The sequence below is a fragment of the Thiocapsa marina 5811 genome (assembly GCF_000223985.1).
Classification (GTDB): domain Bacteria; phylum Pseudomonadota; class Gammaproteobacteria; order Chromatiales; family Chromatiaceae; genus Thiocapsa; species Thiocapsa marina.
The window spans coordinates 1-20,752 of record NZ_AFWV01000025.1; the positions used below are offsets into that span (position 1 = coordinate 1).

The window sequence follows — 20,752 nt, forward strand, 5'->3', positions numbered from 1 at the left end:
CGTCGAAGAAGTCATCGTGATCGTCGAGGAAGTCGTGCCGGTCGCCGAGGAAGCGCCTGCCGAAGCCGCGCCCGCCGCCGAGGCCGCTCCGGTCGAAGCCGCGCCTGCTGCCGAGGCCGCTCCGGTCGAAGCCGCGCCTGCTGCCGAGGCCGCTCCGGTCGAAGCCGCGCCTGCTGCCGAGGCCGCTCCGGTCGAAGCCGCGCCTGCTGCCGAGGCCGCTCCGGTCGAAGCCGCGCCTGCTGCCGAGGCCGCTCCGGTCGAAGCCGCGCCGGCCGCCGAGGCCGCTCCCGTCGAAGCTGCGCCTGCTGCGGAAGAAGCTCCGGCCGAAGAAGCTGCACCCGCGGTCGTGCCGGTGCCGGTCGAAGTGATCGTGGTGCCCGAGGCGGCCTAAGCCTCGACGCCTGTCCGGCCTCGGCTTGGCCTACGTTGCTCGATGAAAAATCCAGCAAAGGAGCTCAATCATGGCGCAGTCTCTGTCCGGTCTCACCGACCAACAAGCAAAAGAACTTCATGAGCAGTTCAAGGTGACCTACACCGCATACGTCGGGATCGCTGCATTGGTTCACCTCTTCGTGATCGCTGCCAATCCCTGGTTCTAAATCCGACTTCGACGAGATCAAGATTATGAGTGACGTCCAGATTGCAAAGCCGAAGAACCCGGAAGACGATTGGAAGGTGTGGCTGGTCCTCAATCCCGCGACATGGCTGATGCCGATCTTCTTTCTTCTGTTGATCATTGCTTTGGTGCTCCATGCCGTCGTGTTCCAGATGGGCTTCGGTTGGGCCTGATCGGACCGGGCTGATGCGGATTCTTCCACGCGTGGATCGAATTCGCGGGTAATCAGACCATCGCGTTCGCCAATCGCGCCATGCTCGACGGTCCCACGCCGTCGAGCATGGCCGTACCGCCGGTACCGACCGACACCGCAGTTTCACGGCATCTCCGTCATCCGTCTTGCCGTTTCGACGAACCTTCCCCGTTCCGATCTGATCCGTCCGCCAGCGGGATCGCCGATCCCATCGCTGCGCCTCGCGATCCTCCGAAAGGTCGGTCGACAGCCTCTCGAACGAGCGCTATCCTTAGCGCGGCGCTGTGTTTAAGCGATTCGTGCCACTCGGCAGGGCGCAGCGCGGGGCGTGGGCCAGGGGCCGTAGCGGCCATCACCTCGCGGGGCGTCGGATATCGAAGATCGTTCGCCGCGTCAAAGGCTTGCATACGACGCGAAGCGGTCGACCGACGGCTCTGGGTTCAATCAATCAGACGGTATGAGGTGTTTATGGCGGCCAGCGAAGCGGAAGCGGATCGACGGAGCTACGAGCGGGTGTCCTGGGACTGCCACGCTCGCCTCATGCAACTCGGCTCGGATGCGCTCGGCGGTGCTGCGGGCATGCACCCGGTGCTCGGGCGCAACATCAGCGAGGGCGGTCTGCAAGTGTGGGCCGATCGCATGTTTGCGGTACGTTCGCGACTGTTGGTCGAGATGGAGGCGCCGGAGATCCCGGAAGGTATTCAAGCCGTGGGCTCCGTGGCGTGGGTCTCTCCGAGTACGTCCGAGGAACGCTGGTTACTCGGGATCGAGTTCTCCGATGTCGGCGAAACGGCACTGGCGCGAATCCGCTCGCTCCTCCGACCGGCGGACGAACGCAACTGAGCGTCGAGCGCCGGCTTAGATCCGGCTCGATACGCCCTGTCGCTATGCTTTATCTTCCGAGACCATGAAACCGGCAGTCGTTCTTTTGAGTGGAGGGTTGGACTCCGCAACCGCAGCGGCCATTGCGACATCCGAAGGATTCGCGGTCCATGCATTGTCGTTTCGGTACGGCCAACGCCACGGTATCGAGCTCGAATCCGCCGCCCGTGTCGCCGAGGCACTGGGCGTCGTGGAGCATGCGATCGTCGAGATCGATTTACGGCGTTTCGGCGGGTCGGCGCTCACGGCCGACATCGCGGTGCCGAAGGGGCGTCGGGCCGGGACGATCGGCGAGGGCATTCCGGTCACCTATGTCCCGGCACGCAACACCGTCTTTCTGTCCTTCGCGCTTGCCTGGGCCGAGACCCTTGGGTCCGAAGACATCTTCATCGGCGTGAACGTCCAGGATTACTCCGGTTATCCCGACTGTCGACCGGCCTTCATCGAGGCGTTCGAGCGCATGGCCAATCTAGCGACCGCGGCCGGTGTCGAAGGGCGTCAAAGGCTCGAGATCCATGCGCCTTTGATGCAGATGACCAAGGCCGAGATCATTGCTCGAGGTCTTTCGCTCGGTGTCGATTACGGACTGACCAGTAGTTGTTACGACCCCGGAACCGATGGCCGTCCCTGTGGTCTCTGTGACTCCTGCGTGCTTCGCGCCAAAGGCTTCGCGGATGCAGGTTTCCCGGATCCGCTCAGCCTTCGTTTCGGTCACCTCGCCCCATGAGTGAACAGCTGTTTCATGTCGCCGCCGTCCCGTTCGAGGCCGCGCGGCGCGTCTCCATTCTGCCTGCCGGACACCGCTCGCGCCGTCTGCACGGGCACGGCTTCCTCGCCAAGGTTCGCGCGCAGCTTCCGACCGACTGGGCACCCTTTCCAGGTGGAGAGACGGACGCCCTCGCTCGGGTGCTGGCGGACGCGATCGCGCCGCTCGACTACAGCGACCTCAACGAGCACCTGCCGATTCCGACCGACGAGAATCTCGCCCGCTGGGTGCGAGCGCATCTCGGCATTCCGGGGGTCGTTTCGGTCGGTGTCCAGAGCACCCGCGATCAGGGTGTCGATCTGGACGGCCTCGAGCAGGCGCATGTCTGGCGCCGCTTTCGTTTCGAGGCCGCCCACCGCTTGCCGAATGTCCCCGAGGGTCACCAGTGCGGGCGCATGCACGGTCACGGATTCGAGGTCATCCTGCACGCCAATCAGGATCTCGCCGGAAGCGACATGGGCATCGACTTCGATCGGCTCGAGGCCATCTGGGGGCCTTTGTACGCCGAGCTCGATCATGCCTGTCTGAACGAGATCCCCGGTCTGGAGAACCCGACCAGCGAGATGCTGGCGCGTTGGATCTGGGACCGACTCCGGCCGGTCTTTCCCCAGTTGTCCGTCGTGACGGTCTACGAGACGGCTACCGCCGGGTGTCACTACGACGGTGTGCATTATCGGATCTGGAAAGAGCAGCGTTTCGAGAGCGCCCTGCAGCTTGTGCAAGCACCCGAGGGCGATCGGCGTCGCCGCCTGCACGGCCACAGCTATCTGATGCGCCTGCACTTGACCGCCCCGCTGGACGAGGTGCTCGGCTGGACGATCGACTACGGCGACGTGAAGCGGCAATTCAAGCCGGTCTACGACCGACTCGATCATCATCGGCTCGATGCATTGCCGCGCCTGCGCCAAGCCGATCCGTCCAACCTGCTCCTGTGGATTCGCGAGGAGGTTGCCGCCGCGCTCCCTCGATTGGATCGGATCGACCTTCACGAAACCCCGGGCTGCGGCGCCGTGCTCTGCTGGGGCGCGTTGGGGCCCGCGCTTCCGCTATGAGCTACAGCGTCAAGGAGATCTTCTACACGCTGCAGGGGGAGGGCGCGCAAGCGGGACGCGCGGCGGTGTTCTGCAGATTCGCCGGGTGCAACCTCTGGTCCGGACGCGAGCAGGATCGCGCGACGGCGGTCTGTCGGTTCTGCGATACCGATTTTCGCGGGACCGACGGCGCAGGCGGGGGACTGTTCGGAGATCCCGAGACCCTCGCCGAGCGGATCGCAGCGATCTGGTCCGAGCACGCCGGTCCGGGCGGTCGGCCCTTCGTGGTGCTGACCGGAGGCGAGCCGCTGCTCCAGCTCGATAGTGGCTTGATCGACGCGCTGCATGCGGCGGGTTTCGAGATCGCCGTCGAAACCAACGGCACCATTGCTGTCCCGGAAGGCGTCGACTGGGTCTGCGTCAGCCCCAAGGCCGGGGCCGATCTTGTTCAGCAGAGCGGACGGGAGCTCAAGCTCGTTTTCCCCCAGTCCGGACTCTCGCCGGACGATCTCGAGCACCTCGCGTTCGACCACTTCTTCCTTCAGCCCATGGATGGCCCGCACCTTCAAGAGCATACCCGCCAAGCGATTGCTTACTGCCGAGCCAGGCCGCGCTGGCGTCTGAGTGTCCAGACCCACAAGCTGCTCGGTTTTCCTTGACGATCGCACGGGTTGATTTCGGCGTCGTGTGGTCCATTTCCGAGCAATGAATGCTACAGGTGTCCCGGCGCAGTCCAGATCATGCAAAGCCTCTCGATCATCATCCCGACCAGGCGCATCGAGGCTCATCTCAAGCCCTGTCTCGATGCCTGTCGACGCTCTTTTCCGGCCGCCGAGATCATCGTCGTCGTTGCACGCTCGGAGGCGCATCCTCTTCGATCTGCCGAGCTGCGAGAGCTGCCCGAAGGAGCAACACAGGTCCTTGTCGCAACACCGGGACGCGGCCCGCAATGCAACGCCGGTGCCCGCGCGGCCTCGGGCGAGCTTCTGCTCTTCCTGCATGACGACAGTATCCTGCCCCCCGAGGCTGCTGCGCTGACGCTGTCCGCCTTCGCCGCGGACGATGCAGAGCTGGCCTGCTTTCGTCTGCGCTTCGACGACGCGCATTGGCTGCTCGGCGTCTATGGCTGGTTCTCCCGGTTCGACTCGCTCCTCACCAGCTTCGGAGATCAGGGGATCCTCATCCGGCGACGCGTCTTCGATCAACTCGGTGGATTTCCGGACTGGCCCTTGTTCGAGGACGTCGAGCTGCTGCGCCGCGGGCGCCGCCGCGGGCGTGTTCTGAAACTTCCGGGTGTGATGACGACCTCCGCAGTGCGCTTTCGTCGCAACGGCGTGGTCCGCCAGCAGCTTACTAACGCGGGGCTCATCCTACGATATCTACTCGGCGCAACCCCGACGCGGCTCGCCGAACTCTACGAGCAGGGTCGACGATGAGCATCGACCAGTGGGTGGGGCTCGTGGTTCTGGGGACGCTGTTTGCGTTGGAAGGCGTATTCCCCTTCTACGATCAAGCTGCCGGACGCTGGTCCCACGCGGCTCGCAATATCGGCCTCGCCCTCATGACCGGCCTGGTCGGTGCCTTGATGGCGCCCCTGATCCTGACGTCGATCGAGTTGGCGCAGACGCGCGGATGGGGCCTCCTGAACGCGATCGAGGTGCCGGCTCCAACCGCGGTGATTGCGGGCCTCTTGCTGTTCGATCTTTGGATGTATATCTGGCACCGCGCCAACCACGAGATCCCGCTGCTATGGCGGCTCCACCGTGTCCATCACACCGACCCGCGGATGGATTCCACAACCGCTCTTCGGTTTCATCCGGGCGAGATCGTCATCTCGACCCTGCTGAACGCGGTCGTCATCCTCGCGCTCGGACTCGGTCTCGGGACCTTGATCCTCTACAAATCACTGATGATCGTGGTGATTGTCCTGCATCACGGCAATATCCGCCTGCCCGAGACTTGGGATCGGCGCCTGCGCATCCTGGTGGTGCCGCCCTCCATGCACAGGGTCCATCACTCCGAGATCCCGGTCGAGACCAACTCCAACTACGGGACCATCTTCTCTTTCTGGGACCGCCTCCTCGGGAGCTTCCGACTGCGCGACGACCTTGACCGGATCCGCTTCGGGATCGGCTATTTCGACGGTCCCCGGTGGCAGACACCGCTGCAGCTCCTGATGCTGCCCTTGCGCGAGAAGCCGCATGCCTGACACAGGCCCCGTGCGGCTGCTGTTCGTCTACAACGCCGACAGCGGTCTCTTCAATACCCTGGCCGACATCGGGCACAAACTCTTCTCGCCCGAGACCTACGCCTGCCGGCTGTGTGCCATCACCTACGGTCTTCTGACCGAAAAGGCCGAATGGCGAGAATTCGTCTCATCCATCGACGCGGAGTGCGAGTTCCTTCACCGCGACGAGTTTCACCGACGCGAACCCGGCCTGAACGTCGCGCTTCCCGCGGTGTTTCGCATGACCGACCGAGGACCCGAGATCTGCGTCGATGCAATGACCCTGAACCGCTGCGAGAGCGTCGCTGATCTGAAGGCTCGGATCCGGAGCCGTTGCCTGGAAGAGCCGGTCTCCGGATAGCCGCTGCGCATAGACGGTCGAATCCGCGCTCCCCGGACCGGGATCGTCGACTTGCAGTCGACCTCTTCGCCCGTTGGGGATTGCCGTCGCATTCGATCTGCTGCGAACTTCGCTCGTGTCGTCGCGCGGCATTGAAGGATGAGCCAAGCGTGTCGAGTTCATCAGCGCTGAAGATGTCGACTGCAAGTCGACGATCCCGGGGTGGCGCTCGTGCGCCTCAATGGCTTGACCGACCACGTTGATGTCGACGAAACGTAGCCCAGCGGGTCCGGTCCTGCGGCATGGCCCGCCTCGGCCGATCATGCCATCAGTGATCCACAGCGCCGGTCTGCGGAGGCACGGCATACAAAGTCGCCATCGTCGGAAAGGTCAGGTCGGTGAGCCACTCCGGAAAATCCCCGTCGCCCGCTTCGTTCCCGCTCGGAACGGGTTTGCAGATTGCGCAAGGCGACATCCTAGAGGAGCGCCTCTTGAGTCAAGTCCTCGAGCCGCTGGATCTCCCGCAGGCACCAGATGGCGTCCGGGCTGGCGAATCGGCTTGCCGGTTCTGACTCAAGGTTTTGGCCCATTTGGCGATGAGGGCGGCTCCCGAGAGAGTCGATTAAAACACGCACTTCCCCAGGGCCATTCTTCGGGCGAGCCGATCAAACCAGCGGTCACGGGATTTGCCTCGACATACCGCTTGACGGTCACGAAATGCCGGTCGTTCCGAATATACCGATCCCAATAATCCCTCTGCCAAAGCGCCGACCCGCCCGGGATAGTCGACTTGCAGTCGACCTCTTCGCCGGTGTGAAGCGATGCTCCTAAACCAAACCCGAGCAGATGAATCTGCCGTGAGGTATGTCGTTTCCAAGCCTTCACCACCTTCCACAATGGCCAGCCAGCGACCTGCTCGATCAACACATGAACGTGATTCGGCATCACCACCCAGGCAAACAACCGATAACGCTCCCCGTCACCGAACAACAACGACTCTTGTACGATCTCGGCACACGCCTGATGGCGCAGCACACAACTGCCGATTCCCTGGTCCAAAAACTCCTGGATCCGTCGGCGGCGAGCGACCTCTCGATCCGCCTCCGGCATCAGATCGACCTCCGTTTGCATCCGTTGAATCGCCTCTCTCGGCAGCGAGTCGGCCAGATGAAACGTGATGTGCTGCACCAGCCCCGGAACATCGAAATGCGGCAGAAAGGTCCTGGAACGCCAACGTTCATCCGTCGGTGTCGATGGCTGGCCCGAAAAGACGGATCGAGATGGTCCACTCGCATCCACGTCACGATCTCCCTGAGTCCGGCCGCTGCGGAATCGAGTCCACCCCTGGGGTAGTCGACCTGACGTCGACATCTTCACCGCTCATGCCGAAGCCACCTCCCGGGATAGTCGACTTGCAGTCGACATCTTCACGGCCTATTCGCACGCAACCCGTCAACGATCGTCGAGCGGCCCTCGATACGACCGCCCGAGGTTGCGCCGAGTCGAATCCGGAGGTGACACCGCGCTGTCGGAAGCGGTCGACTTCAAGTCGTCTATCCCGGGGTCGCTCTCGCGATTCACCTGCGTGAACAGCAATGATGCTCAGGCCGACGTGACTCCGTCCAGCGAAACGATGTCGCCGGAGTAGGGGCCTCCGGTTGAGCCGCCTCCACTCGCTTCGGGGTGAGCCCAGTCGATTCGATTCTGCGAGATGAAGGAGACATGCTCTCGGAGGTCGGCGAGAAACGCCGGAGTGAACTTGAGCCGTGATCTCGATGCACGCTCCAAGAAGCGGCAAGCCGCGCGATGGGAAAGCGGTGCCGACTCGCAGGTTGTCAGGAGAACGAGCGAATGACGATCGTCTTGGGGCAACGGCCAAGCGCTTGCCTCCAATACGCGGATTCGCCCGACCTCGCCTTAATCTGTTCCCTGATAATACTTCGCCAAATCCGTCTCTTTCACGCGGGTGAGCATGTCGCGCGGGAACATGCTCATCAGCTCCCAGGCGAGGTTGAGGGTGGCCTCGATGGAGCGGTCTTCGGACTCGCCTTGGCCGACGAAGCGTTCGTCGAAGGCGTCGGCGAAGGTGAGATAGCGGCGGTCGCGCTCGGAGAGCTCGTCCGCACCGATGATGGATGCGAGGTTGCGGGTTTCCTGGGCGCGGGCGTAGAGGGCGTAGATCTGGCCGGCGACGCGGGGATGGTCCTCGCGGGTGTCGTCCTTGCCGATGCCGTCCTTCATCAGACGGGAGAGGCTCGGCGAGATGTGCACGGGCGGATAGATGCCCTGGTTGTGTAGCTCGCGCGAGAGCACGATCTGGCCTTCGGTGATGTAGCCGGTGAGGTCCGGGATCGGGTGCGTGATGTCGTCCGAGGGCATGGAGACCACGGGCATCATGGTGATGGATCCGTGACGCTGGTGGATGCGTCCGCAGCGCTCGTAGATCTCGGCGAGGTCCGAATAGAGATAGCCGGGATAGCCTTTGCGCGCAGGGACGTCGCCCTTGGCGGTCGCGACCTCGCGCAGCGCCTCGGCATAGTTGGTCATGTCGGTCAGGATGACCAGGACGTGGCGATCCAGATCGTAGGCCAGATATTCGGCTGCGGTCAGGGCGGTGCGGGGCAGGGTGAGACGCTCGACCGGCGGGTCGTCGGCGAGGTTGATGAACATCACCACGTTGCGCAGCACGCCGGAGCTGGCGAACTCGTCGCGGAAGAACTTGGCATCCGCGTAGGACACACCCATCGCCGCGAAGACGACCGAGAAGCTCGACTCCTGATCGACCAGCTTGGCCTGGCGTCCGATCTGAGCGGCGAGCCGGTTGTGCGGCAGACCCGAGCCCGAGAAGATCGGCAGCTTCTGGCCGCGCACCAGGCTGTTCAGCCCGTCGATGGTGGAGATGCCGGTCTGGATGAACTCGCGCGGATAGGTGCGCGCGGCCGGGTTGATGGCCGATCCGCCGACCGGGCGACGGATGTTGGAGAGCACCGGCGGGCGGCCGTCGCGTGGCTCGCCGAGCCCGTTGAACTCGCGCCCGAGGATCTCGGGCGAGAGTGCGATCTCGACCGGCTCGTCGAGGAAGCGCACCCAGGTGTTCTCCAGATCCAGATCGTCGGTGCCTTCGAAGACCAGGATCAGGACCTCGTTGTCGGCACTGCGGATGACCTGGCCGTTACGGGTGTTGCCCGCGTGGTCCTTGATCTGCACGCGATCGCCGAAGGCGATTCCGGCGGTGTCTTTGACGACCAGCAGGCCGCCGCGGGCCTCGATTGCGGTGCGATATTCTTTGATGCTCATTGAACCGCGTCCGGCATGCTATGCGTTGTTTTCATGTTGATCCGATGTCGTCTCAGCCCACGCCTGCTGGCGCAGACGCGGTTCAAGATTTTTAAGAATTGACCTTTCTGAACCGCGTCTTGCCGTCGTCGTTGTTTAGGGCAAGGATCGGCTCGCCCCGAAACACCGCATGTCGCTCCGGACGCGGTTCAGACCTGCTCGCCGTGTTTGGCGTATTCGATCCGCACCGACTCCATCGCATGATCGACCTCGGCTCGGAAGGCGAGGACCTGGTCGAGCTGCTCGCTGGAGTACATCGACTTGAGGCGTCGCATCTTGGCCATCAGCGGTAGATGTTGCAGCTCCGAGACCGGGACACCGAGCTTGATCAGGGCGGCGCCGCGCTTGTAGATGGTGATGGCCAGATCGAGCAGGGCGAATTGCTTCTGCGGCGAGCAGAAGGTGTCGATCTCGTCGAGCGCGCTTTGTTGAAGCACGCCTTCCTTGATCAAGGATGCGCCTTCCAGCTCCCAGCGCTGCGCATCCGAGAGCGCCTCGGGTCCGACCAGGTTGACGATACGCGAGAGCTCGGCATCCCGGGCCAGCAAGGCGAGTGCGGAGGTGCGACGCTTCTCCCAGTCCGGATCGATCTCCTTGTGCCACCACTGCGCGGCGGTCTGCACGTGCTTGGAGAAGCTCGTGACCCAGTCGATCGAGGGATAGTGACGTGCGTCGGCCAGCTCCTTGGACAGTGCCCAGAAGGTCTCGATGATGTCCTTGGTGTGGCTGGTCACCGGTTCGGAGAAGTCGCCGCCGGGAGGGGAGACCGCGCCGATCAGGGTGACCGAGCCGGAGCCGGCGCCGTAAGTCTCCACGCGACCGGCGCGCTCGTAGACCGCGGCCAGACGCGAGGCCAGATAGGCCGGATAACCTTCCTCGACCGGCATCTGGCCAAGCCGCCCGGAGACCTCGCGCAGGGCCTCGGCCCAACGGCTGGTGGAGTCGGCCAGCATGACCACGTCGTAGCCCATGTCGCGGTAATACTCGGCCATGGTGATGCCGACATAGACCGACGCCTCGCGGGCCACCACCGGCATGTTGGAGGTGTTGGCGACCAGCAGGGTGCGCTCCATCAGTTTGCGGCCGGTATAGGGGTCGTCCAGCTCGGGGAAGCTCTCGAGCACGTCGACCAGCTCGTTGCCGCGCTCCCCGCAGCCGACATAGATGACGATGTCGGCGTTGGACCAACGCGCGATCTGCTGCTGGACGACCGTTTTGCCGGCCCCGAAGGGTCCGGGCACCGCGCCCTTGCCGCCCTTGAGCTGCGGGAAGAAGGTGTCGATGACCCGTTGGCCCGTGATCAGGGGCGAGATGCCGTCGTCGCGACGCAGGTAAGGCCGTGGCTTGCGCACCGGCCAACGCTGATACATGCTCAGGCGGTGGCTGATCCCGCGTGGATCGCGCACCCGCGCGATGGTCGACTCGATGTCGTACTCGCCCGCCGGCGCCACCTCGAGCAGCTCGCCCTCCACCCCGGGCGGAACCATGATCCGGTGCAGGACGGTCGTGGTCTCCTGGACAGTGCCCAGGACAACGCCCGGTCCGACCTTGGTGCCCGGGCTCAGCTCGCGGTTGGGCTCGAACTCCCACTCGCGTGCCCGATCCAGCGCGGGCACCGAGATGCCGCGCCGGATGTAGTCGCCCGATTCCAGAGCGATCTTCTCGAGCGGGCGCTGCACGCCGTCGAAGATGCCGCCCATGAGGCCCGGACCGAGCTCCACCGAGAGCGGCCAGCCAAGGCCCTGTGCCGGCTCGCCGGGGCGCACCCCGTCGGTGGATTCGTAGGTCTGCACGACCGCCAGCTGACCCCGCAGCGAGATGACCTCGCCGAAGAGACCCAGCTCGCCGATCTTCACCTGCTCGCCGCTGCGAACGCCGGGCAGCTCGACGGTGACGATGGGGCCGTTGATGTCTCGGATGATCCCCGTTCTCTTGGTGTCGCTCATGGTCTCATCCGCTGAAGAGGTTGCCGGTGTCGAACCCGCTCGGCAACAGCCGTTCGAGGATGACCTGTTGGACGGCGGGACGCAGACGCTCGAGTCGGCCCTCGTAGGTATTGTCGACGCGGATGCGCTGGTCGCGGCTGGTGACGAGCACGCCGCCGAGGGTTTCGATCGGCTCTTTGGAGAGGGTCGCGCTCTTGTGGCTCGGCAGGGTCTCGAGGAGAGTGTCCCAGCGTTCGGCCAGGCGTTTCTGGTCGCGCGCGTTCGCGGAGATGATCAGTGCATGTTCCTCGATCAGGTCGGCCGCGCGCACGATCAGGCCGTCCAGCCAGGGATCGTAGTGCTGAAGGTCTTCGCTGAACGTCTTCATTCGTCCGGCGAGGGCACGCTCGACATCCTGCACCAGGTTCCAGCGCATGCGGTCCAGGTGCGTCTGCATCTTCAGCTCGCTGGCCTGCACGTGTTGGCGGAAGGTTCGGTCCGCGAGCGTCTTGGCGATACTCTCTTCGCGACTCTCGCGCATGCGCAGCCGTTCGGCGGCCTCGCGCAGGATGTTGTCGCGGCTGCGGTTGGCGCGGTCGCGATACTCCCCGGCCAGCCGTTCCGCGCGGGCCAGGATGGCCTGCTCAAGCTCTTGTACTTGATTCACGATCGACCCTCGTTAAATCGCGTCCGGAGCGCAAAACAGCGTTCTGTCGCTTGCCGCTGCCGTGTGGGCACCAGGGGCGACGGTTCAGACGCGATTTAAGTGAATGAATACTGTTTGATGACAACCAAGGTCTTCACGGGCGCACCCGCCGATCTGCGAGACCCGGCGGCTCACGGCTCCGCCTTGGCGTTCACCACGGCGTTGCCGAACAGGGCCGCCAGGCGTCGCGCCACATCGCTTCCCAGCTGCGGGTGCTCGCCGAGCGGAGGCACTGCGATCACGACGATCCGTCCCCCCTCGCGACGCACGCGTTTGAGGCTCGGGATGTCCTGCTGCATGACGGCATCGTCGACGACCACGAAGGCCTTCTCGCGTCCGCGCAGCAGGTCCCGGATGGTCCGGTCGACCAGCTCGGGGTCGGGGTTGGGATGGGTCTCGAAGCCGATCAGTCGAAAGCCGTCCGCAAGCCGATCCTCGCCGAGGAACAGCATGCGCGTCGGTCGGCCGTAGTCCTGTTCCGTGTCCACCACGAATGCTCCCGAGCGGTTTGCCGATTACAGCTTGTTGATCAGAAGGATCGAGATGACCAGGCCGTAGATGGCGATACCCTCGGCAAGCCCTAGATAGATGAGGGTGCGGCCGAGGTTCTCCGGCTTCTCGGTGATGGCGGCAAGCGACGCGGCGCCGATCGGACCGACCGCAATGCCGGCGCCGATGGTGGAAATGGCGGTCGGGATACCGGCGCCGATGATCGCCAGACCCATGCCGAGAGACATCTCGTTCACGGACTCCATGGCGACGACATCCACTTCGGCGAAGGCGTTGTTGATGCCGAGCACCAGCAGCCCGAGCTGAGCACCGACGAAGACGACCAGCTGGGTGCCCATTGCCGGCTTGTACCAGGGCCGGGCCCCGGTCGCGAGCTGCGGGCGAAGCTCAAGCACGAGTCCGAGCAGGATGAGTCCGAGGATGGCGAAGGTCATCAGGGCGACGAGCCAGTACATTGAATGCTCCAGTGTTGTGTTTCGGTTGTGACGATAGGGTTCTTCGGCGACTCGCGCTGCGCGTGGAGTCGGTGCGATTAAGGGTTTGGTTCACCGGACAGCTCGGCAGATTTGACGACTGCCGTCGGTATATTTGGGCTCGCCGGGTTGACGGTGACCTGCTGAAGACGCGGATTGAGGACCAGGTCCATGTCTTCCATCGGCACCGCGCCCATCAGCACGGCGTCACCCCTAACGAGGGCTCCCGTGAAGCAGTTGCGGTTCTCGAAGCGAATCTGCAGCGGACCGACATAAGGTACGAGGGCCGATCGTCCATCGGCCGTCGTGACCTCGCGCTTTTCAAGCTCGGCGAGATTCAATTGGAGCGCGACGTGCTCGGGGATACAGACTGTCATTGCGCCTGAATCGAACATTGCGCGTGCCTTCAGGGGTCGCAGGTTGGCTTCCCTGGGATTGATGAGCTCGATGTCCGCGTAGATGAGTCCCATGCCTTCCTCCCGATGAACGACCGACTCAGGCCGACCCGCGCCGGAACTTCAAGGGCGCAAACTCATGGCCGTTGCCCGAGAAATACCGCGAGAAACCCTCGTAATACTGCAGACGCATCACCTGGATCATCACGATACCGCCCTCCAGGACGATGACGAAGATGTTGCCGAGGATCAGGGTCACCACATGGCCGAAGGCGCCCATCATGCCCGCGAGCGTGATGATGGCGATCGAGAGTGCGACATGGTTCAGGCTGAAGGCGGCGACACGCAGAAACGACAAGGTGTTGGAGACATAGCCGATCAGGGTCTCCAGCGTCTCGATGAAGACGACCAGGATCTTCTCCCCGACCGCCCCGTCCTGGTGTCGCCAACTGTGCGCGGCGAGGGCGAGGAGTGCACCGATCGCCAAGACCATCGGGAGGGTGCCGAAGGCGCCGGCTGCATCGACTTGAACCCCGGGAACACCTTCGCCGGCCGTGGCGACGTTCACTGCGCCGCTGATCAGCGCCAGATAGAAGACCAGATTGATGATGCCGTGATGCCCGAAGACGGCCCCCGACCAGTTGCGCACGACCAGCCGGTTGTAGATCGCCAGCAGACAAGCCAGCGTCAGGAAAAGCACGCCCCAGCCGAGCGCGATACGCAGCATCAGGAGCGGGTCGCTGAGCGGACTCATCCAGAGCGCAGGGATCAGATGCTCCTCGCCGAAGATGCTGCCGAAGAGCACGCCGAAGACCATCGAGGACAGCCCGGCCATCAATCCGAACGGCCAGAAGCGCCCGAGCTTCTTGCGCAGAAGCCAGGCGGCCAGCGCGATCACGGCGCCTTGGCCGATGTCGCCGAACATGCTCCCGAACATCAACACGAAGGTCACCGCAAAGAGCGGCGTGGGATCGACCTCGCCGTACTCGGGCACGCCGTATTGCTTCACCAGCATGGCGAAGGGCGAGAGGATCCAGCTCTTGGCCGGCACCGTCGGGACCAGCGCGCGTTCCTCCGCCGCCGGGTTGCGCACGCTCATCTCGAAGGGATGGTTGAGCGACTCGCGCAGGCGTGCGTCGAGCCGTTCCACTGAGCGTGCCGGGACCCAGCCGGCCAGATACGCCAGGTAGCCGGCGCTGCGGATCGAAGGGTCGAGCGAGACCAGCGGCTCGGCCAACATGAGGGTGCGCCGAGCTTCCAGCAGCGGTCCCGCAAAGGGGTCGGACCAGCGCGCGAGTGTCTCGAGCAGGGTCTTGCGTTGTGCGTCGATCGACTGGCGCTGGGCGTCGAGGTCGCGCTGCAGCTCCGCCGGGGTTCGGTCGAGCTCCTGCGGGATGGGCAGGTTCTGAAAGCCGGCAGCGTCGAGCACGGCGGAGAGCTGGCTCTCTTTGGTCCCGGCCGGTCCGACGATCACGACATGGGCGTTCTCGTCCTGCTGCATATAGAGATGCAGGATGTACCCGGCGAGCCCGATGGCGCCCTCCAGCTGGCGTAGGTTCTCGCGCGGGACCAGGCCGATGTAGAAATCCAGGAAGCGCGTCTTGCTGCGCAGCATCCCGAGGTCGATGTTGAGATGCGCGAAGTTGGCCAGGGCGGCTTGCTGCTCCTTGACCAAGCGCTCCTCGTCGTCGAGACGACGCAGATCCTCCTCGTAGCTCGAGGTTTCGGTCCAGACCTTGCCGAGCCACTCGTTCAAGGTCTGCAGCTCCGCAAAATCGACCACGCGGACCTGCTCGATCTCGGGTGTCGCCGGGACCGGGATCAACTTGCCGATCTTCTCGAGACGGGCATTGGCTTGGGCGAAGACCTCGCGGTACTCGCGACCCGGCAGACCGGCGAGCCGGGCCTCGGTCGGCGGGCGCGTATCCGGGTGAAAACTCTCCATGTCCGCCAAGGCGAGCGATGCCTGCGGAAGATCCTCGGTGAGGACCAGGAGCCGGACATGTTTCATCGGTGTCGACCGCAACATGCGTCAGCACCTCTGCGTCGGATGGTGAGCCGGGGTGCGCATCAGGCGGCTCGACTCCCGGCCCAAGGGCACCCGGGCTCGGACAGCTCGACCGCGATCTCGATGGCGGCGGACGGGAGATTCAGGATCTGGCCCTGCGCCAGTGCGAACAGCAACAGAAGGTCGCGCTCGCGCAGCATCAGGTAGGCCAATGCACGCGCAACACCCGATTGCGTGCGGTGCAGAACCCAATGCGCCTCTTGCGCCGCGTAGGCGCCGATGCGCTTCTGGACGTCCGCGATGTTCTTGCTGCCGGCGAGCAGCCGGTCCAGCGGCGCGGGCAAGGTGGCGACGACGCCCTCGAAGGTCTCGACGTTCACCAAGTGCAGCAGACGCTCGCGCGTGAGCAGCCGCATCGAGGGAACCAAGTGGTAGAAGGTCTCGGATGCCGAAAGCTGATAGGAGAAGCGAAAACGCAGGAGCCACATCAGATTGACGCGATCCAGCTCGGCGCCCATCAGGCGTTTCAACGGGTCGAGGTTCGCGTCGTTGAATGCCGTGACCTGCCGCAACAGCCCGGCGTAGTAGCGTTGATCGATCGCGGCTTCCAAGGCAAAAGGCTCGCGCTGCTGCTCGTAGACCTCGCGCGCTTGACGGGCCAGGGTGCGGTGCGTCCCCGCCTCGAGCTGGCGCAACAATTCCAGGACGTTCTCGGCGCGAAAAAGCTCGGTGCTGACCTCCTCGGACAGGCGCATATGCTCGGGCAGCGCGTAGAGGTTGTCCTGGATCTCTTTCTGATCGAGGTCGTAGAGCTTGCCGCGGATCAGTGTCTTGAGATTGAAGAGGGCGTATTTGCGTCCCCAGTCGAGCACCAGGGCGCGCTCGGCGGCGTTCATGGGTCGCACCAGGATGAGCAGCTCGGCGAGCAACACCTGAATCAGGCTCTGCTCGACCGCCCGACTGCGCGCGCGTGTCGACTGCTGATCGTCGAGAATGGCGGCCAAACCGAAACGCTCCGCCAGGGCCGCCAAGGGCAACCGAGACAGCGCCGCGATCCCGCTCGGCTCAAACAACTGCGTCGCCATGACGGAGACGCGCGTGTTGAGGTAGGCGTGGTCGGCAATGATGCTCATGAGTGAACCGCGGTTGAGCTGTCGGTCGGGCGGCGCGTCGCTGAGGCGTGCATCAGGCTTTCAGCGATCCGGGTCGATCAGGACCTGAAAGGCGGCATCCAAGGCCTCGCCCTCGCGGCGCTCGGCCTGATCGCGCAGTTGGACGTGGCGCTCGTCGTAGCGGCGGCGCAGCTCCGCGACGTTCTGCTCGGCGCGCTCCTCGGCCTTTGCGATGAAGCCCCGATGCAGATCCGGGATCCGTGTGGTGAAGCGATCGTTCTCGGATTTGGCATCCGCCATCGCCTTCTGAATGGTGCGCTCCTGCTCGGCCTCGGCCTGCTGAGCGATCTTCTCGGCGCGCATCTCGGCTTCGAGGAGGCGTTGGAGGGTGTCGTCCATCGTGGTCTACCTGCAAAACGACAGAATTACCGGGGGACCCTACATTACCCGAAGATCGGGCAAAAAGCGCGCGACGCGGCGGGGGTCATACCGAGGTCGGCCCTCGCGAGCATGGTCCGGCGGTTACGATCGTTCACGAAGGTGACCCGGATCAAACCGAACGGTCGCCGACGCGAGGCATCCGGCGAGGACTGAACTAGAATATCATCGTATTCTAACGAAACCGCTTCCCGAGTGGAATGCACGGATACGAGGGACTGAGAGATCCGGTCGAGGCCCCGCCTCTTTGGCCCGAGATCCCTCCGGGAACGAGCGGTCGAGGTGCGATGGAGCGGACGCGGCGTGGTCAAGCAGCCCTTTGATGCGAACCTGGAACGGATCGATGCCGCGTTCAATCGGGCACTGGCCGCCGAGGCATCGGCTCGCGAGTCGGTCGCGGCCTGTCGCATCGAAGCGGATCGGCTGCTTGCCGAGGCGGAGAACCATGCTCGCCGCCTCGTCGAGCGCACGGATCGTCGTCTCCTCGCGGTTCAACGGATCGCCGATGCCAGTCTTCAGCATGCCCTCTCCAAGCTGCTCGAGCGGGTCGCGGAGCCGCTCGGCGACGACCTCGATCCACCTGCAGAGGCTCGATTGAACGCTGCGATCGGCGCTCTTGCCGATGAAATGATCGGCGCCGGCGCTACTGCGCAAGACCGGCTCGGGCACGGCGACGGCAAGGGCGGTTCCGGAACATGAACGCCGGTCCCCGTCTCGCCTATGCCCAGGCGCGGCTTCAAGCACGTCTCTCCCGGCTGCCCACGGCGGCGGATTGGCAGCGCTTATCCGGTGCGCGCACCTTGGCGACCTATCTGGAGGAGGCGCGCGTCACCGGGCTGACCGATTGGGTCAGGTCCTTCTCCGGATTGAGCCAGGCCCATGAGCTGGATCGCGGCTGTCGGGCCTTGGCACTGGATGCGGCGATGACCGTCGCCGACTGGTCGCCCCCGCCTTGGCGGGCGGCGATCGAGTGGGTGGCATGGCTGCCCTGGCTGCCGCAGCTCGCGCATCTAGCGCGCGGCGAGAACCTCCCGGAGTGGTCGGCCCTGGACGCCAGGCTGCGCGCCTTGATCGGCGAGAACGGTGCGCCGGATCCGCAGGCGTGGCAAGCAAGCGGGCTTGCGGTGCTGTCGGGCGAGACCGACACGCGCGACACGCGCGCGATACCGCAGGATATCGGCGAGCGCTGGCAAGCGGCTTGGCATGAGCGCTGGCCGGCCTGTCGAGGCCGCTGTCGGCGCGATCTGGACGGATTTTCGCGGTTGATTCAGGCCCATCTGGAGCGCTTCCGCGGCGCGCCGCCCGCCTCCGCGTGGGAGCTGCGCGAAGCCCTGCGCGATCGTCTGCGTGCCGATCTGCATCTACACCCGGTTCAGCCCGTCGCGCTCTTCGCATACCTCGCGATCGTCTTCCTGGATCTCGAACGGCTGCGCGGAGCCTTGCTCAGTCGGGCGCTCTTCGACGGCGGGCGTCTGGATCTCTGATGTTGCGTCCTGCCTCCACACGCTGGTTCGAGGTGCTCTGCCCGCGGCGCGAAAGCGTGCGCACAGTGACCGAGCTCGCACGCACCGGGGCGGTCGAGATCGAGATCCGCGATCGGGTCTGCGGGGATTTCCCGCTCGAGCATCTCTCGGAAGGACTCGGGGCCTACGATGCGCTGAGGGTGCGCTACGCGCGCTATTGGGAGCGCGCACGGCTGCGGCGCAAGATGTTGGTCGAGTCGCCCGACGTGGTCTTGGAGCGGGCCCTGGCGCGGATCGGGGCGTGGCGGCGCGAGGCCGATCCGCTGATCGACATCCTCCAGTCCTGCGAGGAGGAGCTCACCCGTCTGAAGTGGTTGGCGCAGGTCATCGGCAAGATCATCGACAGCCCGCTCGACTTCGGCGCGGTGGCGCGCAGCGGACCGGTCCTCGGGACCTTCTGCGCGATCTTGCCGGGGGATGCCGCGCCGCAGTTTCCGAATGACGTCATCCCGCGTCGAATCCCCTGGGGCGACGAATATTGCGCCATGATTTTGGGTCCGCGCGATCGGCTGGACGCGGTCAAGCGCCTTGTGCAGGCGGCCAAGGGCCGTGTCATCGAGCGGCCGCCCTGGCTGAAGGGCGATGCGCGCGATTCGCTCGCACGGATCGGCGCACGGCGTGAGTTCCTCTCGACGCGGGTCGTCTATCTCAAGGCCGAGCTGGATACCCTGTTCGACGAATACGATCTCGGCGACACCTTGGGGGAGGTGGCCGGGCTGGCCTGGTTTGCCGGACATGTCGGCTGTCTGGAGCGCGCCGGCGAGCATCTGGTCTGGGTCACGGGTTGGACCGACGATCTGCGCGGCGAGCGCCTCCGAGCGGCACTCGACGCGGGACGGACCCGCGCCTTGCTGCGCCTCGCCAAACCGCCGCCCGGCAAGCGTCCGCCGCAGATCCTGGACAATCCACCCTGGATGCGTCCGTTCGAGCTGTTCGCGCGTGCCCTGGGTGTTCCCGGCTCGGACGAGGCGGACCCGACGCCGGTCCTGATCGTCGTGGTGCCCCTGCTGTTCGGCTACATGTTCGGCGACGTGGGGCAGGGTGCGGTTCTGATCGGCGTCGGGCTGTGGCTGCAGCGGCGTTGGCCGGAGGCGCGCTTGATGGTGCTCGGGGGCGGCTCGGCAATGGTCTTCGGGCTGCTGTTCGGGAGCCTTTTCGGGCGCGAGGACATCATTCCGGCGCTCTGGATGCATCCTCTGCACGATCCCCTGACCTTGCTCGGCGTCCCACTGCTTTTCGCCGTCGGGCTATTGAGCTTGGGGCATCTTCTGTCGGGTCTGAGCGCACTCTGGCGCGGCGAGCTGGGGCGCTGGCTGATGCAGGATCTGGGCTTTCTGGTCCTCTATCTGGGGTTGATCGCGATGGTGCTGCGCCCCGGCCTAGGCTGGGTGGCTCTGCTCGGCTTGGCCTGGTATCTGATCGGCGCCTTTATGGTCCATCGCGCCCTGCTCGGCGGACTTGCCGCGATCGGCCATCTCTTGGAGTCCGGCGTTCAGATCCTGGTCAATACGCTCTCGTTCGCGCGTGTCGGCGCCTTTGCGTTGGCCCATTCCGCCCTCTCTGTCGCCGTGGTCACCATGGCGGATTCGGTGCCGCTCTGGGCCGGGATCCTCATCATGATCCTGGGCAATCTTCTGATCATCTTTTTGGAAGGGTTGGTGGTCTCGATTCAGACCACGCGGCTCGTGCTCTTCGAGTTCTTCAACCGCTTCCTGCAGGGCACGGGGAGGGTCTTCCGGCCGCTTCCGGCGCCGCCGCCCGTGGTTCAGGAGGCGCTGTGAGCGGACCTCGGTCCATCGGCGTTTCAACGGGCGCTAAACCGCGCCGGCTCCATCGCATGTCGAATCTGCCGGGGCAGATCCCATCCAAAGAACATCGCATACCGCGCCGCGCGCGGTTTAAAGGAGTGAAGTCATGAGTCGACAAATCCTGTTCGCCGGTCTGATGGTACTGGGCGTTGCCCTGCTCGCCGGAATCTCCAGCCTGCTGCTCTGGCAACCGGGTGCGATCGCCTCGGAAGTGGTCGCGCTCGAGGTGATGCCGATCCACCCGGACGTTCTGCGCTGGGGATACCTGGCGGCCGCTCTTGCAACCATGGTCGGCTCGGTCGCCGCGGCCTATGCGGTCGCGACCATCGGCGCCGCGGCTGTCGGCGCCTTGGCCGAGAAGCCCGAGCTGTTCGGGCGGCTGGTTATCCTGGTCGGGCTCGCGGAAGGCATCGCCATCTACGGTTTGATCATCTCGGTGTTGATCCTCAACCGGCTCGGCTGA

Annotated in this window: 24 protein-coding genes; 14 read left to right on the forward strand and 10 right to left on the reverse strand. The window is 64.7% G+C overall.

The window, feature by feature from the left end:
* The 10 genes from THIMADRAFT_RS23060 to THIMADRAFT_RS23100 form a co-directional block, all read left to right on the forward strand.
* Positions 1-391, forward strand: a 391-nt coding sequence (locus THIMADRAFT_RS23060; protein ID WP_007195548.1) for a hypothetical protein, incomplete at its 5' end; no start/stop codon positions are given.
* Between the two features lie 70 nt (positions 392-461).
* A complete protein-coding gene (pufB, locus tag THIMADRAFT_RS23065) occupies positions 462-599 on the forward strand; it encodes a light-harvesting antenna LH1, beta subunit (protein WP_007190881.1) in 138 nt (45 codons plus the stop codon).
* 25 nt (positions 600-624) lie between these two features.
* On the forward strand, positions 625-789 hold the full coding sequence (gene pufA, locus THIMADRAFT_RS26105; RefSeq protein ID WP_007190880.1) for a light-harvesting antenna LH1, alpha subunit: 165 nt from the start codon (positions 625-627) through the stop codon (positions 787-789).
* 488 nt (positions 790-1,277) lie between these two features.
* A complete protein-coding gene (locus THIMADRAFT_RS23070) occupies positions 1,278-1,652 on the forward strand; it encodes a PilZ domain-containing protein (RefSeq protein ID WP_007190879.1) in 375 nt (124 codons plus the stop codon).
* 64 nt (positions 1,653-1,716) lie between these two features.
* A complete protein-coding gene (gene queC / locus THIMADRAFT_RS23075) occupies positions 1,717-2,418 on the forward strand; it encodes a 7-cyano-7-deazaguanine synthase QueC (RefSeq protein ID WP_007195549.1) in 702 nt (233 codons plus the stop codon).
* Positions 2,415-3,509, forward strand: a complete 1,095-nt coding sequence (locus THIMADRAFT_RS28695; RefSeq protein WP_007195550.1) for a 6-carboxytetrahydropterin synthase — start codon at positions 2,415-2,417, stop codon at positions 3,507-3,509. Before queC ends, THIMADRAFT_RS28695 begins: the two co-directional genes overlap by 4 nt.
* Positions 3,506-4,147 carry a 7-carboxy-7-deazaguanine synthase gene (gene queE, locus THIMADRAFT_RS23085; RefSeq protein ID WP_007195551.1) on the forward strand — a complete coding sequence of 214 codons (642 nt, stop codon included), beginning with the start codon at positions 3,506-3,508 and terminating at the stop codon, positions 4,145-4,147. The genes THIMADRAFT_RS28695 and queE overlap by 4 nt, the downstream gene beginning before the upstream one ends.
* A gap of 81 nt (positions 4,148-4,228) precedes the next feature.
* A complete protein-coding gene (locus THIMADRAFT_RS23090; protein WP_007195552.1) occupies positions 4,229-4,924 on the forward strand; it encodes a TIGR04283 family arsenosugar biosynthesis glycosyltransferase in 696 nt (231 codons plus the stop codon).
* A complete protein-coding gene (locus THIMADRAFT_RS23095) occupies positions 4,921-5,697 on the forward strand; it encodes a sterol desaturase family protein (RefSeq protein ID WP_007195553.1) in 777 nt (258 codons plus the stop codon). Before THIMADRAFT_RS23090 ends, THIMADRAFT_RS23095 begins: the two co-directional genes overlap by 4 nt.
* Positions 5,690-6,076, forward strand: a complete 387-nt coding sequence (locus tag THIMADRAFT_RS23100; RefSeq protein WP_007195554.1) for a hypothetical protein — start codon at positions 5,690-5,692, stop codon at positions 6,074-6,076. Before THIMADRAFT_RS23095 ends, THIMADRAFT_RS23100 begins: the two co-directional genes overlap by 8 nt.
* Before the next feature lie 552 nt (positions 6,077-6,628).
* Here the strand turns inward: THIMADRAFT_RS23100 and THIMADRAFT_RS23105 are convergent.
* From THIMADRAFT_RS23105 to THIMADRAFT_RS23150, 10 genes are all read right to left on the reverse strand, one after another.
* Complete coding sequence (locus THIMADRAFT_RS23105; RefSeq protein WP_158308416.1) at positions 6,629-7,165, reverse strand: REP-associated tyrosine transposase; 537 nt, start codon at positions 7,163-7,165, stop codon at positions 6,629-6,631.
* Between the two features lie 807 nt (positions 7,166-7,972).
* On the reverse strand, positions 7,973-9,352 hold the full coding sequence (locus THIMADRAFT_RS23110; protein ID WP_007195558.1) for a V-type ATP synthase subunit B: 1,380 nt from the start codon (positions 9,350-9,352) through the stop codon (positions 7,973-7,975).
* A 188-nt stretch (positions 9,353-9,540) separates the two neighbouring features.
* Positions 9,541-11,337 (reverse strand): V-type ATP synthase subunit A, encoded by a 1,797-nt coding sequence (locus THIMADRAFT_RS23115; protein WP_007195559.1) that lies wholly within the window; start codon positions 11,335-11,337, stop codon positions 9,541-9,543.
* Positions 11,338-11,341: 4 nt separating this feature from the next.
* The gene (locus THIMADRAFT_RS23120) at positions 11,342-11,983 is read right to left on the reverse strand and encodes a V-type ATP synthase subunit E (RefSeq protein ID WP_007195560.1); all 642 of its coding nucleotides are present in this window, start codon (positions 11,981-11,983) and stop codon (positions 11,342-11,344) included.
* A 170-nt stretch (positions 11,984-12,153) separates the two neighbouring features.
* Positions 12,154-12,510, reverse strand: coding sequence for a V-type ATP synthase subunit F (locus THIMADRAFT_RS23125; protein ID WP_040733965.1), 357 nt, complete (start codon positions 12,508-12,510; stop codon positions 12,154-12,156).
* Between the two features lie 27 nt (positions 12,511-12,537).
* Positions 12,538-12,987, reverse strand: coding sequence for an ATP synthase subunit C (locus THIMADRAFT_RS23130; protein WP_007195562.1), 450 nt, complete (start codon positions 12,985-12,987; stop codon positions 12,538-12,540).
* Between the two features lie 77 nt (positions 12,988-13,064).
* Positions 13,065-13,475 (reverse strand): clan AA aspartic protease, encoded by a 411-nt coding sequence (locus THIMADRAFT_RS23135; RefSeq protein WP_007195563.1) that lies wholly within the window; start codon positions 13,473-13,475, stop codon positions 13,065-13,067.
* Between the two features lie 25 nt (positions 13,476-13,500).
* A complete protein-coding gene (locus THIMADRAFT_RS23140) occupies positions 13,501-15,429 on the reverse strand; it encodes a V-type ATP synthase subunit I (RefSeq protein WP_007195564.1) in 1,929 nt (642 codons plus the stop codon).
* 41 nt (positions 15,430-15,470) lie between these two features.
* Positions 15,471-16,541, reverse strand: coding sequence for a V0D/AC39 family V-type ATPase subunit (locus THIMADRAFT_RS23145; protein WP_007195565.1), 1,071 nt, complete (start codon positions 16,539-16,541; stop codon positions 15,471-15,473).
* A gap of 60 nt (positions 16,542-16,601) precedes the next feature.
* On the reverse strand, positions 16,602-16,919 hold the full coding sequence (locus THIMADRAFT_RS23150; protein ID WP_007195566.1) for a hypothetical protein: 318 nt from the start codon (positions 16,917-16,919) through the stop codon (positions 16,602-16,604).
* Between the two features lie 342 nt (positions 16,920-17,261).
* Here THIMADRAFT_RS23150 and THIMADRAFT_RS23155 point away from each other — a divergent pair, with 342 nt between their 5' ends.
* The 4 genes from THIMADRAFT_RS23155 to THIMADRAFT_RS23170 all read left to right on the forward strand — a co-directional run bounded on the left by THIMADRAFT_RS23155 (position 17,262) and on the right by THIMADRAFT_RS23170 (position 20,752).
* On the forward strand, positions 17,262-17,657 hold the full coding sequence (locus tag THIMADRAFT_RS23155; RefSeq protein WP_007195567.1) for a hypothetical protein: 396 nt from the start codon (positions 17,262-17,264) through the stop codon (positions 17,655-17,657).
* Positions 17,654-18,442, forward strand: coding sequence for a hypothetical protein (locus tag THIMADRAFT_RS23160; RefSeq protein WP_007195568.1), 789 nt, complete (start codon positions 17,654-17,656; stop codon positions 18,440-18,442). Before THIMADRAFT_RS23155 ends, THIMADRAFT_RS23160 begins: the two co-directional genes overlap by 4 nt.
* Positions 18,442-20,262 (forward strand): V-type ATP synthase subunit I, encoded by a 1,821-nt coding sequence (locus tag THIMADRAFT_RS23165; RefSeq protein ID WP_007195569.1) that lies wholly within the window; start codon positions 18,442-18,444, stop codon positions 20,260-20,262. The genes THIMADRAFT_RS23160 and THIMADRAFT_RS23165 overlap by 1 nt, the downstream gene beginning before the upstream one ends.
* A gap of 133 nt (positions 20,263-20,395) precedes the next feature.
* Positions 20,396-20,752 carry an ATP synthase subunit C gene (locus tag THIMADRAFT_RS23170; protein ID WP_007195570.1) on the forward strand — a complete coding sequence of 119 codons (357 nt, stop codon included), beginning with the start codon at positions 20,396-20,398 and terminating at the stop codon, positions 20,750-20,752.